The 13,480-nt window shown below is 62.2% G+C and carries 11 protein-coding genes; 3 read left to right on the top strand and 8 right to left on the bottom strand.

Features of this window, described 5'->3' with window-relative positions; all coding sequences use genetic code 11:
* Positions 1-6: 6 nt before the first annotated feature.
* The 4 genes from mutS to RBRH_RS08030 all read right to left on the bottom strand — a co-directional run bounded on the left by mutS (position 7) and on the right by RBRH_RS08030 (position 7,002).
* Positions 7-2,727 carry a DNA mismatch repair protein MutS gene (gene mutS, locus RBRH_RS08050; RefSeq protein ID WP_083813456.1) on the bottom strand — a complete coding sequence of 907 codons (2,721 nt, stop codon included), beginning with the start codon at positions 2,725-2,727 and terminating at the stop codon, positions 7-9.
* Between the two features lie 448 nt (positions 2,728-3,175).
* Complete coding sequence (locus RBRH_RS08045; protein ID WP_013435666.1) at positions 3,176-3,973, bottom strand: hypothetical protein; 798 nt, start codon at positions 3,971-3,973, stop codon at positions 3,176-3,178.
* 94 nt (positions 3,974-4,067) lie between these two features.
* The gene (locus RBRH_RS08035; protein ID WP_157864398.1) at positions 4,068-5,648 is read right to left on the bottom strand and encodes a hypothetical protein; all 1,581 of its coding nucleotides are present in this window, start codon (positions 5,646-5,648) and stop codon (positions 4,068-4,070) included.
* A gap of 553 nt (positions 5,649-6,201) precedes the next feature.
* Positions 6,202-7,002: an inositol monophosphatase family protein gene (locus tag RBRH_RS08030; RefSeq protein WP_041753668.1), complete on the bottom strand. Its 801-nt coding sequence runs from the start codon at positions 7,000-7,002 to the stop codon at positions 6,202-6,204.
* A gap of 331 nt (positions 7,003-7,333) precedes the next feature.
* Here RBRH_RS08030 and RBRH_RS08025 point away from each other — a divergent pair, with 331 nt between their 5' ends.
* Positions 7,334-8,173: an RNA methyltransferase gene (locus tag RBRH_RS08025; protein ID WP_370645082.1), complete on the top strand. Its 840-nt coding sequence runs from the start codon at positions 7,334-7,336 to the stop codon at positions 8,171-8,173.
* A gap of 76 nt (positions 8,174-8,249) precedes the next feature.
* Positions 8,250-9,047 carry a serine O-acetyltransferase gene (gene cysE, locus RBRH_RS08020; RefSeq protein WP_013435662.1) on the top strand — a complete coding sequence of 266 codons (798 nt, stop codon included), beginning with the start codon at positions 8,250-8,252 and terminating at the stop codon, positions 9,045-9,047.
* Here cysE and RBRH_RS08015 read toward each other — a convergent pair.
* From RBRH_RS08015 to RBRH_RS08000, 4 genes are all read right to left on the bottom strand, one after another.
* On the bottom strand, positions 9,031-9,819 hold the full coding sequence (locus RBRH_RS08015; protein ID WP_232509281.1) for a UDP-2,3-diacylglucosamine diphosphatase: 789 nt from the start codon (positions 9,817-9,819) through the stop codon (positions 9,031-9,033). The two genes, cysE and RBRH_RS08015, sit on opposite strands and share 17 nt — an antisense overlap.
* Before the next feature lie 16 nt (positions 9,820-9,835).
* Positions 9,836-10,327 (bottom strand): peptidylprolyl isomerase, encoded by a 492-nt coding sequence (locus tag RBRH_RS08010; protein WP_041753667.1) that lies wholly within the window; start codon positions 10,325-10,327, stop codon positions 9,836-9,838.
* A 61-nt stretch (positions 10,328-10,388) separates the two neighbouring features.
* A complete protein-coding gene (locus tag RBRH_RS08005; protein WP_041753666.1) occupies positions 10,389-10,985 on the bottom strand; it encodes a peptidylprolyl isomerase in 597 nt (198 codons plus the stop codon).
* 97 nt (positions 10,986-11,082) lie between these two features.
* A complete protein-coding gene (locus tag RBRH_RS08000; RefSeq protein WP_013435658.1) occupies positions 11,083-11,805 on the bottom strand; it encodes a tetratricopeptide repeat protein in 723 nt (240 codons plus the stop codon).
* Positions 11,806-12,049: 244 nt separating this feature from the next.
* Here RBRH_RS08000 and cysS point away from each other — a divergent pair, with 244 nt between their 5' ends.
* Complete coding sequence (gene cysS / locus RBRH_RS07995; protein ID WP_041753665.1) at positions 12,050-13,450, top strand: cysteine--tRNA ligase; 1,401 nt, start codon at positions 12,050-12,052, stop codon at positions 13,448-13,450.
* The last annotated feature ends 30 nt before the right edge of the window (positions 13,451-13,480 follow it).

The following is a 13,480-nucleotide window of genomic DNA, read 5'->3' as shown; positions in this document are numbered from 1 at the left end:
GACCGCTCAGCGGGACTCACGATCCGCGCGCTCGACAAGCTCGTACAACTCATACAGCAATTCAAGTGCATCACGCGGGCGCAGCGCATCGGGGTCGATGCTGCGCAATCGCTCGACTGCAGCGTGGGGCGCGGTGGGTCGCGCCTGCGGCGTGCTGAGGTCTGCCTCGCCTGCCGGTTGCTCGCAGTACGGCTCGGTCGCTCCATCGACCGCGAGCGACGCTGAGGTAAACAAATCGAGCTGCGGCGCCGGCTGGCCGGCCGTTTGCTGTTCGAGTAACGCCAGGTGACGGCGGGCTGCGCGAATCACCGGTTGCGGGACGCCGGCCAGTTGCGCGACCTGTAATCCGTAACTTTGGTTCGCCGGACCTTCGTTGACCGCGTGCAGGAACACGATTCCATGGTCATGCTCGACCGCGGACAGATGCACGTTTGCCGCCGTCGGGCATTGCGCCGGCAACTGTGTGAGCTCAAAGTAGTGCGTGGCGAAAAGCGTATAGCTTTGATTGTGCGAGATTAAGTGGCGCGCGATGGCCCACGCGAGCGCGAGCCCATCGAAGGTCGATGTACCGCGACCGATTTCGTCCATCAACACAAGGCTGTGTGGCGTCGCATCGTTCAGAATTGCGGCGGCTTCGGTCATCTCGACCATGAACGTCGAACGGCCGCCCGCAAGGTCATCGGCGGCGCCGATTCGCGTGAAGATCCGGTCCACGGGGCCGAAACAGGCCCGCTTTGCCGGCACATAGCTGCCAACGTACGCCATCAGCGTGATCAGCGCCGTTTGCCGCATGAACGTCGACTTGCCGCCCATATTCGGCCCGGTGATCAATAGCAGCTTGCGTTCCGCGCCGAGCCGGCAATCGTTCGCGATGAACTGCTCGACCTGGGCCTGAACGACCGGATGCCGTCCTTGCTCAATCTCGATACCGGCCTGTTCGTCAAACGATGGCGCGATCCATTCCAGCGCACGTGCCCGGTCGGCGAGCGAGGCAAACACGTCAAGCTCGGCCAGCGCGCCCGCCACGCGCTGGCAATCGCCGATGTGGGGTAACAACGCCTGCAACAATGCGTCGTACAACGCGCGTTCGCGCGCGAGCGCGCGCTCTTGCGCCGACAGTGCCTTGTCCTCGAACGCCTTGAGCTCTGGCGTGATATAGCGCTCCGCGTTCTTCAAGGTCTGGCGCCGTCGGTAGTCGTCCGGCACCTTGTCGGTCTGCCCGCGCGTGACCTCGATATAGAAGCCATGGACCTTGTTGTATTCGACACGTAGATTCGCGATGCCGGTGCGGGTGCGTTCACGGCTTTCTAGATCGACGAGGAACTGTCCGCAGTTCTCCGAGATGTCACGCAACTCGTCTAATTCCGCATCGTAGCCGCGGGCAATGACGCCGCCGTCGCGCACCATCGCGGCAGGCTCGGCCGCAATCGCCCGCTGCAACAGGTCGGTGCATTCAGGCGGTGCGTGCAGCGATGCATTGAGCTGCTGCAACGATGCCGAGTGCGCGATGAGCGGCGCGATCTGCTCGCGCAATTCAGGCAGCTTGCCGAATGTGTCGCGCAGGCTGGCGAGATCGCGAGGCCGTGCACTGAGCAAGGCAAGTCGGCCCGTGATGCGCTCGACGTCGGCGATCTGCCGCAACGCGTGGCGAAGCGCGTCGAGCGTGTTGCCTGGCGGGCCGTCGAGCAACGCGCCAATCGCCTGTTGGCGGGCGCGCGCGACAGCCGGATTGCGCGGCGCATGATGCAACCAATGGCGCAGCAGGCGGCTGCCCATCGACGTGCAGCATGCGTCAAGCAGCGAGAACAGCGTCGGGGAATCCGTGCCGCGCAGCGTTTCGGTCAACTCGAGGTTACGCCGCGTTGCCGGATCGAGCCCGATGTACTCGGATTCGTGCTCGACCTTCAGCGAGCGGATGTGCCGCAACTGCTGTCCCTGTGTCTGTGCCGCGTACAGCAGCAACGCGCCGGCCGCGCCGCATGCGGCGCTCAATGTTTGCGCGCCGAAGCCGTCGAGACTGGCGACCGCCAATTGTTCACACAGACGTTGCGCGCCGGAGCTGGGATCGAAGTGCCATCCAGGAACCCGTGTCAACGTGCCGACGCTTGCGGGCAGCGCGAGCGCTTGCGCGGCGCTGTCGCTCACCAGCGTCTCGGCCGGCCGGATGCGCTCGATCGCGGCCGCCACCTGGTCTGCGCCGACCTCGGTCAGCCGCAGTGCGCCACTTGCCAAATTCAACCACGCGAGCCCGACCCCGGTTAGCGTGCCGCGGCGGTTGTGCACGGGCGCGAGGGCGAGCAGGTACGCGTCGCTTTTATCGGCGAGCAGCGCCGCGTCGGTCAGCGTGCCGGGTGTGACAATGCGTACGACCTTGCGCTCGACCGGCCCCTTGGAGGTGGCCGGGTCGCCGATCTGCTCGCAGATGGCCACGGACTCGCCAAGCTTCACGAGCTTGGCCAGGTACTGCTCGAGCGAGTGGTGCGGCACCCCGGCCATCTTGATCGGATTGCCTGCCGATGCGCCGCGCTGCGTGAGCGTTAAATCGAGCAGTCGTGCCGCTTTTTCCGCGTCCTCATAGAACAACTCGTAGAAGTCGCCCATTCGGTACAGCACGAGCGTGCCGGGGTGGTCAGCCTTGATACTGAGGTATTGGCGCATCATCGGCGTGTGGTTGCCAATTTCCGCAGGGGCGGCCGGTTTCGGCGCTTGGCCGTTGCTCAAACCCATGTTGGATGGGCTCCCGGGCGATTCGGGGTGGTTCCGCGTGTGTTCACCAACGGGCACGTTTTCCATCAGTCATGCAAGCAGTCTGTCAAATTTTAGAATATCGACCGTGCGGCGGTTCCTCTGCCGTGTCGACGCGACCTTAAAGACGCTAGTTTACGTGTATTCCGCTGGTTAGTGACGACAAAGCCCTAATCCGTTTGGGCAGCGGGCGCGTGTTAGTGCAATGGGCGCCGGGTGGGACCGCCCGAAATCCTTGGATCGACACGTTCTCGATCGTGATACCGACGGTAGCCATGAACGAGGCGAGACTGAATAGGTAGCATACGCGTGGTCGCGCATACTGTGCATCGCGTCGCTCCCACGGATAAGGCGAATAGATTCCGTCGGAAACATGGGTACGCCATCTTGCGTTCGCCGCCGGCGACGCGATGCATAGCGTGGTGATTTTCTAGCTGCGCCGGCTCACCGCCGCACGATGATGCCGCCGTCGAGCACGATCGGAGGACGGTTGCGCAGCGGTATGGCGTTGAGCGGTCCGGCCGGGTTCGTTCCGGCCCGCGTCCAACTGGGCCATGAGCGCGTGCAGGATGTCGGGCGGGACAATGCCGCGGTGTTCGGGATTGCTGGCAGTGCGTTCTTGCCAGGTCTTAAAATGACCGACGCGCACCGCAGCCTTATCTGGCGTCGGTGAATGCAGATGAAGCACCCATTTCGACGTCTTTGTGAGTGAGCTAAGCCGTTGATTCAATTCGTTGGCCAACTCCGGCGACAGGCTGAGCTCATATTCCAACATATAGTTTTCGTGCGCGGTGTTCTTCGCGACTTTTGTCCAATTGTGCCCGCCCGTCACCGTTATCCCGCTTGCGTCCCAAAGAGCCTTGAATGCACTGAACGAAGGGGCGCGTAGGCATTCGATGGCGTACGCCTGCTTAAGCAGTGAGTCGATCTCGTGGCTGATGCGCTCCAGATGTTGAATATCGGTATCCGTGACCGTCAGCAGATGACTGAGCCGTTGACGCAACATGTGCTTGGACGCGTCGTCCAGGTCCAGCGATTCGAGTTCGGCTTCTTTCTGCTCGAAGTCCTGCCGGCGTGTGCGAGCCACTGTGGCCATGCCAGTGCATTGCTGCTGGGCCAGGCGAAGTTGTGCAATGTATTTGTCGGTCGTATCGCGTGGGTCAAGGGCCGTATCGGCAGCCGTTATTGCCGCAAAGGCGTGACTAATTTCATCTATCAAGCCTCTCATTCCTTCGCGATGTTGATCAATGTGTTTTCGCGCGTCGGCCGGAATGTCATCGGGAAGCTGTTTTTTGAATGCATCGAATTCGGCGCGTTGCCGCTCAGCCGGGGTGGGCGTCCGTAGCGGCAGTGTCCATGCGTGTGGACTTGGCTTTACGCGCTTTTTTCTTCTTGCCTTTGGATCTGGACGGTTGCGCGGACTGCTTGCTTTGCTCCAGCCAGTCGTGATCGGTCGATCCGACATCGTGCGCGTACACGATGTTTTTAAGTATCGTCTGGATCCCGGCCTCGATATCCTGCACGGAGCGATCGGCAAAGTACGCATTCTTGAAAGGCTGCAGCCATTGCCTGAGCAATGCGGTTTCGGCTTCCTCGTCGCGTTTGCCGACGCTGCTCTGGGCCGTGCTGACACGACGCGCCGATTGGCCGGGCCGCGAGAAGATTTGTTGTTCTTCGATCCATGCTTGCAGCTTTTGGCTGACGGCATGCGTGTGGGTGGCGATGCCATTGAGCATTGCCGTGCAAAATTCGGTATCCTGGTCCGGCTCGTCGTTCTTTTTATCCCGGTTGGCAGCGACGTGCGCCAATAGCGCCGACGCCACCTTGGTTTCCTCGATCAGTCGCAGGACGAACTGCTGTTCGGCTGCAGGATCCAACAGGGGCGGGCGCAGCGGGTTTTCCCATAACGAGTTCATGATCGAACATAGCAGCGCCGCGTAGCCGGCGCTCCATGTCTCGAGCGAAAGTCCGTCATATTCGTTTGATGCCCTATGTGCGTCGTCTCGCGCGCCGAGATGATAGGCGTGCCAGTACTGGGTCACCATCAGCGCGTTGTGCCGTATCGTGCCAAGGCGGGCGTTGCGATAGCGTCCCATTGATAGTTCACGATTGGCTTGCCCGCGCTGCATCCTTAACGGGGAGCGTTGGCTCGTACGCTGAGGCAGTGCAGATTGAGCTATTTCGTCCAATGCAAGTGTCAGCTCCTTCACGCACGCTGAGTTGTCGGCAAGCCATGTTTGTAGCTTAGGCCGTAAGGGCATTGGCAACCGGATGTTGCTGTAGGGCGGTTGTCCTGCCGCAGAGGCGGCGGGTTGGGGTTCGGCATGCGACGTTTCGGAGAGCGAAAAATTGGGCAGTTTCCAATGACCATCGAGCGCCCGAGGGGGTGTGGACGAACTGAGAGAAAACGATTTTGTCCAAATTTGAATTGATACCTGGTCGATTTCGTCCGCTGCGCGGCGGATCATCTCGTCTTTGCCCATGTACAACGATGTTGCCGCGAACGGAGGGCGAGACGGGTCGGCGCTTGCCATGGCTTGACCAACCATTGCTTTCCAAAATGTTGGCGGCAGTTCGCCCAGTAGACGTTGCGCTTCAATCAGGTTTTGTCTTCGTGCCCGCAGCGCGCTGATCTGCGCCTTTAGGTTTTCGTCTGCGGCCGGGATTTCCCGAGCGGGAAATAGACCGCTCATGGACAAATGACTCCCCAGACTTGGGCGCGATATCCCGACTTCGTCCTGAAGCGATGCTATCGCGGCCTGGGTCAGCGTCAGGTATGCATGCGCGGCGTTGGTAATATCCTTCAGTTGTAGCGCTTTGAGCGCTTTCGCGGTAGACGGGTCGGCGCAAAGCTTGGTGAACGTGTGTATCGACTCTTCAACGCGGCTGATCTCTGCCTTCATGGCAAAAAGATCGTTTGTCGGCGAGTGGGCGCTCAGGAACACGCGTGCGGCATCTCGCTGCTTTTTGCGTAACAGTTCTATGTCTCGCAGCACAGCTAAGCATGGCGACAGCTCGCTCGCCAGTTTTTTTGTTGCATCATCCAGCATGCTTGGCTTAGGGCAGCCGGCGGTGTTTGCCACGCGGGACGAAGAGGGTGGTATCGAGCCGATATCGCGAAGTGCCGGATTGGGCATGGGCGCGCGATTAGCTGTGATGCGACCCGGCGTCTGGGTTGAGGATTGAGCGACGCAGGGTGGAGGGCTAGTGGACTGCGCTGCGTCGGCAAGCGAGTGTCGGCGAATCGTCATGGTTTAGGGGCTGCGGCGCGTGCGGCGCGATGTCGAGATACGGAAGCATCAAAGGATGTAGCATGGATGCTCTTCGCGCAGTCGATATCCGAAGCGGTTGGCCAGGTCGCGAACGGGTACTTTTTCGATCCAGCGCAACGCGCCGAGGGCAGAACGCCGGAAGTCGCGGGTGTACGCGCACCCGCGACTGTTCCCTTTATACGGTTCAGGCCGCCGTTCCCACCCGGCTGTACGGCTTCAAGATCTGTACCATCTGCGCATACTGCTTCGGATTGCCGGCGACAATTTCATGTTGGTACAGGAAGTTTGAATCCCCGGTGTAGTTGCCGATCAACCCCCCCGCTTCGGTGACGAGCAGGCTGCCGGCCGCGACGTCCCACGGTTGAATGCCTTGCTCGAAGAAGCCGTCATAGCGGCCGGCGGCTACATACGCAAGATCTAGCGCGGCCGCGCCCGGCCGACGCAGGCCGGCGCACGCACGTGTCATTTCGCTGAATAGCTTTAGGTACTCGTCTAGACCGCTCTGATCGCGGAATGGAAAACCGGTGCCGATCAACCCGTCGGCCAGGCGGTCGCGCCGTGACACGCGGATGCGCCGGTCGTTGAGGAACGCACCACGGCCACGTGATGCGGTGAATAAATCATTGCGTGCCGGGTCGTAGACCACCGCCTGCGTGACGACGCCGCGATGGGCAAGCGCGATCGACACACAGTATTGCGGGAAGCCATGGATGAAGTTCGTTGTGCCGTCCAGCGGATCGATGATCCACAGATATTCGGATTCGCTGGCGCTAGCCCCCGACTCCTCCGCGAGAAACCCATGGTCGGGGTACGCGGTGTGCAATATCTCAATGATCGCTGCCTCGGCTGCCTTGTCGACCTCGGTGACGAAATCGTTGTGCTGCTTCTGGGTCACTTGCAGCAGGTCGACGTCCAGCGACGCGCGGTTGATGATCTGTCCGGCGCGGCGCGCGGCCTTGACAGCGGTGTTGAGCATCGGATGCATGGGCTTTTTCCTTGGGCACGAGGCAACTGCCGCGGCGCGATCCCGCGCGGCCAGAGCTGACGAATTGAGCAAGAACGACGCGCGCCAGCACGTCGGTCGTGCGGCGGCATGATGAATTCGTTATTTTATCAGCAAGCGCCACTGCGCGTTGGCGCATGTTCCGCGCCGCCGCACTCGCGATACCATTGAAGTCCTTGGTCATCGAATCTGAATCGTGAATCACAGTGTCACTCCACTCGGTTTGTCCCCGACAGGCTCGTTCCCGACAGGCTTGTCTTCGGCAGACTCGTCCCCGGTAGACTTGTCTCCAGTAGGCTCGTCTCCGGTAGGCCTGTCTCCAGTAAGCCCGCCTCCAGTAGGCTCGCGCCCGGCTGAGGCGCCTTCGCCCCTGTGCGATGACTCGACGTCTTGGGTGGGCGGCTTTACGTCGGTGCGCTTCGTGCTCGTCGAGCCAAGCCATCCCGGCAATGTCGGCGCGGCGGCCCGCGCGTTGAAGACAATGGGTTTTTCCCGGCTTGTGCTGGTCGCCCCGCGGCTCGAGGCGGTACGCACCCACCCCGACGCGCAGGCGATGGCCAGCGGCGCGGACGACGTGTTGGCGGCCGCGCATGTCGTGCCCACGCTGGCCGATGCGTTGGCCGGCGTTCACTGGTCCGTGGCGCTGACTGCGCGCGAGCGCGAGTGGGGGCCGCCGACGCTAGCGCCCCGCGCGCTCGCGTTGCGCGCCCGCGGTTTAGCGGCGGCCGGCGACATTGCACTGGTGTTCGGCAACGAGCGCACGGGACTGTCCAATGCCGACGTCGAGCGCTGCAACGTGTTAGCGCATATCCCGGCCAATCCCGCCTATAGTTCGCTGAATCTCGCGCAAGCGGTCCAAGTGCTCGCTTACGAATTGCGGCTGGCGCTATTGGACACCGCGCCGCAGACGCCACCCGCCGGCGTGGCCTCACCGCTGGCGCCGCATGACGAAATCGAGCGCATGTTCGTGCATCTGGAGAATGCGCTGATCGCGCTGGATTTCCTTGATCCCGCCAGTCCGAAGAAGCTGATGCCACGGCTGCGCCGGTTGTTTGCGCGGGCTGGCCTGGAGCGCGAGGAAGTCAATATCGTGCGAGGTATCGCCAAGCATATTTTGCTGAAGTCGCAGGGCTTGCGTGGCGACGATCGGTAGTGGCCGCGTGTTGGATCTGGCGCGCTGCCGGCGCGCACTCTCAATACAATGACCCGCCTAGGCTCTGTGACTCGCTATGTTCGACAAACTTCGCGAAGACATCGCCACTATCCGCCAGAAGGATCCTGCTGCGCGCGGCACGTGGGAGGTACTGACCTGTTACCCCGGGTTGCACGCACTGATGTTCCACTGGCTCGCGCACCGTTGCTGGCGGGCGGGGTGGCGTTGGCTCGGGCGCTTCGTGTCGCACCTGGGGCGGTTTTTTACCGGTATCGAGATTCATCCGGGCGCGACCATCGGCCGACGGGTTTTTATCGATCACGGGATGGGTGTCGTGATTGGCGAAACGGCCGAAGTGGGGGACGATTGCACGATTTATCAAGGCGTCACGTTGGGGGGCACGTCGTTGTCGCGCGGCGCCAAGCGGCACCCGACGCTGCAAGCCGGCGTGATCGTCGGCGCGAACGCGCAAGTGCTCGGTGGTTTCACGGTCGGCGAGGGCGCGAAGATTGGGTCCAATGCGGTGGTGGTGAAGCCGGTGCCCGCCGGAGCGACGGTGGTCGGCAATCCGGTGCGCGTGATTGTGCCCAACGTGCCATCGCCCGGCGCCACGCCCGTCAACGGGGTGGGCGGCAAGCATGAAGGCATGCCGTTGCAACAACCCTTTGTTGCGTATGGCTTGATGCCGAACGCCGACGACCCAATGTCGCTAGCGATTCACGGACTGATCGATCATGCCGCGCAGCAGTCGGGTCGGATCGACGAGTTGGTGGCAGCGCTCGAGCGCCTGGGTGCGCGTCTAGAACAACTCGATGGGTGCCAGGCCAGCATCGCGGACCTGCGTAAGCTCGGCGAGGTCATTCAAAACAAGTAGCCGGCGTCGGGCCGCCGCAGACATCGAGCGGCAGTGCGCGGATGCCATCTGCGTCGATCCTCAGGTAACCGCCACGCGGTGCACCGTGGTCTAGCTCCCAGTCTGGCAGCACCCAGCGCGCGGTGCCATGCTGGTGATGGCAAGCGGGCAAATGCGTGTGGCCATGGATCATCGTGCGGGTATGGGTCGCGGCGAACAGGCGGGCGAGCGCGTCAGGTGTCGCGTCATATCGCGGCGACGGTTGCGCCGGTCGGGCGAGGCTCTTGCGTCGCATGCGCTCGCCGACCCTTTCACGCCAGCGCAACGGCAGTGCGAGAAATAGGCTTTGCGCGAGTGCAGTGCGCGCGACGCGGCGAAATCGTTGGTAGCCGACATCGGCCGTGCACAGCGCGTCGCCATGCGTGAGGACGATACGCTCGCCAAAGGCGGTGATGACGAATGGATCAGGCAGCGGCATTGCGCCCGCAGCCGCCATGAAGCGGCGGCCGAGCAGGAAATCGCGGTTGCCATGCATCACGTACAGCGCGATGCCGCGTTCGGATAGCGTATGCATCAACTCGGCGATATGTCGTGCAAACGACGACGCGAGCATCTCGTCGCCGATCCAATACTCGAACAAGTCGCCGAGAATGAATACCGAATCGGCGTCGCGCGCGGTGATGCGGATGAAATGCTCGAACGCATCGACGGTACGCGGCAGCGCCTCGCTCAGATGCAGGTCGGAGATCAGCAGCAGCGCGCGCGACGCGGCGCCGTTATCAGCGGGATTCAACGCGCGCGTCCCGGACTCAGACGATGACGGCCTTCTCAATCACGACGTCCTCTAGCGGCACGTCCTGGTGAAAGCCACGCGCGCCAGTGCGCACCGCCTTGATTGTGTCGACCACGTCCATGCCTTCGACCACCTTGCCGAACACGGTGTAGCCCCAGCCTTGCGGCGTCGGTGCGCTGTGATTCAAGAAGTCGTTGTCGTTGACGTTGATGAAGAACTGGGCGCTTGCCGAATGCGGATCGTTGGTGCGTGCCATCGCAATCGTGCCGACCTCGTTCTTCAGTCCGTTGTTCGCCTCGTTGTCGATCGGCGCATCGGTCTGCTTTTGCTTCATGCCGGGTTCGAACCCGCCTCCCTGGATCATGAAGCCGTTGATCACGCGGTGGAACACCGTGTTGTCATAGTGCCCCTTCTTCACATAGCTCAAGAAATTATCGACCGTCTTGGGCGCTTTTTCGGCGTTCAACTCCAGCTTGATGACGCCGTGATTCGTGTGTAGTTCGACCATGTTCGCTCCTTGTGCGTGTTGGTTGAATGAGGGTTGAATCCGGTTGCGCTGCAACGTGTTCTTACTTGGACACCACCGTGGCCGATTGGATCACGATGGGCTTTTGCGGCACGTCCGAAAAGCTGCCGTGTGTGGCGGTGGGCGTCGCCTCGATCTTCTTGACGACATCCAAGCCGGAGATGACTTTGCCGAATACCGCGTAGCCATGGCCATCAGGATTCGGGTAATCGAGATTTGGATTATCGACCGTATTGATAAAGAACTGGGCGCTCGCCGAGTTCGGGTCGTTGGTGCGTGCCATCGCGATCGAACCGGTCGCGTTCTTTAACCCGTTGCGGCTTTCCAGCGGGATCGGCGCTCGCGTGGGCTTTTGCTCCATCTCCGGCGTGAAGCCGCCGCCCTGAATCATGAAGCCGCGAATGACGCGATGAAAGATCGTGTTGTTGTATTGGCCCGATGCCACATACTGGATGAAGTTATCGACTGTGCGTGGTGCTTTTTCCGGATACAGTTCGACGCGAATCTCGCCCATCGACGTCTTGAACAGCACGTTCGGATGGCTTGCGCCCGCCTGGCGAGTTCCGGCATGGGATTGTGCATGCACCGGCGCTGACGCGATGAGCGCCGTGCCAAGCAGCGCGGATAGCAGCAGTTTCATGTTTCGGTTCCTGTGTTGGGGGCATCGGTTGAAAAAACGCCTCGTGCGCCGCGTGCAGCGCAATACACCCGCGACGGCGCGGGCCGGGGCGGACGGATCAAGGTTGTGCCGTCTGCGGCGCCATATAGGGCGCGAGCGCAGGTGCCGCGCTGGTGCCCGGGACGATCGTCGGGAAGTTCGGTGTCGCGTCCTGCGGTGGCGGCGTGGTTGGCGCAGCCACCGCGCGGCCAGCTGGCGCATCGCTGTCGTCATGCGGGGCATCGGCGGCGCTAGGCCGTGCCTCGGTGCGCGTCGGCGGGCTCACCAGTTGCACAATCTGCCGGCTGCGCCGTGCTGAATACGTGTCATGTGGATCGAGTGCGCTGGCGCGCTTGAACGATTCCGCCGCCAGCCGCAGGTAAATGTCGCCCAGGTTTGCTTGCGCGAGCGCATAGCCCGGACTGGCGCGCAGCGCCGTCTCGAGCACCACGCGGGCTTCATCCAGTTTGCCGCGCTTCACATACAGCGCGGCCAGGTTATTGTACGGTTCGGGCAGTTCCGGATAGGTCTGCGTGAGCGCCGTGTACGCGGCCATCGCGTCGTCGTCGCGGCCCAACTGCGCGAGCACATTAGCGCGCTTGAAGCGCGCCTGCGCATCGCGCGGGTGCGAGCGCACGCGCTCGTCGAGCCGCGTGAGCGCCCCGGCCCAGTCGTGCTGCACGATCGCGGCGTCGATTTCGGGCGTGCCGTCGGCGACGGGGGGCGAAATCTGCGCGTGCGCTGCGCCGGCGACCAAGAAGCTCATTGCCGCAAGCGCGATGCGACTGCGAGTCGTGTTCATAGGCTCTTTTCACGGTGTTATACTTCAGCCCATTCTAACAAAACGTCCGGCTGTTCCCGAGAACAGTCAACGGTCTTCGCGCCATTCGTGGCATTCGTGGTCGCATCCGACCCAGTCGATTCCCCGAACGGATCACGTCGGCGGCCGTGCGGCCGTGCAGCGCTCTCGCGCGAAGCGGTGGCGTATCGCGTGAGTGTCGCGGCCGGCTGCGTTTGACAGCGCTCGGCGCACGCAACGTTTTTCTATGGATCAACTCCGTCTATACAACACGCTCAGTCGCAACAAAGAGACCTTCGTTCCCCTGCACGACGGCGAAGTACGCATGTACGTGTGCGGGATGACCGTCTACGACTATTGCCATGTCGGTCACGGTCGACTGATGGTCGTGTTCGACATGATCCAGCGATGGCTGCGCACGCTCGGCTATCGTGTCACGTATGTGCGCAACATTACCGACATCGACGACAAGATCATTCGTCGCGCGGTGGATAACGGCGAGCCGATCCGCGCGCTGACCGAACGCTTCATCGCGGCGATGCACGAGGACGAGGCGGCGCTGAACATCCAACGCCCGGACCATGAGCCGCGCGCCACGCAATTCATTTCGCAGATGCTGGGCATGATTGACGCGCTCGAGCGTAACGGCTATGCGTACTCGGGCCGTGATGGCGACGTCAATTATTCAGTGCGCAAGTTTGCCGCATATGGCCAGTTGTCCGGCAAGTCACTTGAGGACCTGCGCGCGGGCGAGCGCGTCACGCAGAACGACGCCAAGGAGGATCCGCTCGATTTCGTGTTGTGGAAGCGCTCAAAGGACGGCGAGCCGCCTGACACCGGCTGGGATTCGAAATGGGGGCGCGGACGACCGGGCTGGCACATCGAGTGCTCAGCGATGAGTTGCGCGTTGCTCGGCGAGCGGTTTGACATCCACGGCGGCGGGCAGGACCTACAATTCCCTCACCACGAGAATGAGATCGCGCAGAGCGAGGGCGTGACTGGCCAGCCTTTCGTTAACTACTGGTTGCACAACGGGTTCGTCAACGTCGACAACGAAAAGATGTCGAAATCGCTTGGCAACTTTTTCACGCTGCGCGACGTATTGCAGCGCTATGACGGCGAAGTGATCCGAATGCTGATCCTGCGCGCGCATTATCGCTCACCGCTGAATTATAGTGACTCGCACCTGGACGACGCGCGCGCGGCGCTCACCCGGCTCTATACGGCGCTCAAGAATGTTGCACCGGATGATCGCGCGCTGGACTGGAGCGAGCGTCATGCGGCGGCATTCCGCGCCGCGATGAACGACGATTTCAACACACCGGTTGCGTTCGCGGCGTTGTTCGACTTGGTCACGGACTTGAACCGTACGGGCGATCCCGCGCTGGCACGCCAGCTCAAGGGGCTGGCCGGTGTACTGGGCATGCTCGGGCGCGATCCGCGCGAGTATCTACAGGCGCGCGCGCCCGCTACGGATGAGCTGGCGCCGCTCGATGCCGCGCAGATCGATGAACAAATCGAAGCCCGCGCGCAGGCCAAGCGCGCGAAGAACTATGCCGAAGCAGATCGGATCCGGGCGGCATTGCTCGAGGCCGGTGTCGTGCTCGAAGACAAACCGGGCGGAAAGACCGAATGGCGACGCGTGTGAAGCGCAGCGGCGTCGGCATGAGTCCGCAGC

Origin of the sequence: Mycetohabitans rhizoxinica HKI 454 (assembly GCF_000198775.1) — a bacterium.
In the GTDB taxonomy this organism is placed as follows: Bacteria; Pseudomonadota; Gammaproteobacteria; order Burkholderiales; family Burkholderiaceae; genus Mycetohabitans; species Mycetohabitans rhizoxinica.
Note: the sequence above shows the minus strand (reverse complement) of the source record. Positions and strands in the feature narration are given on the sequence as shown.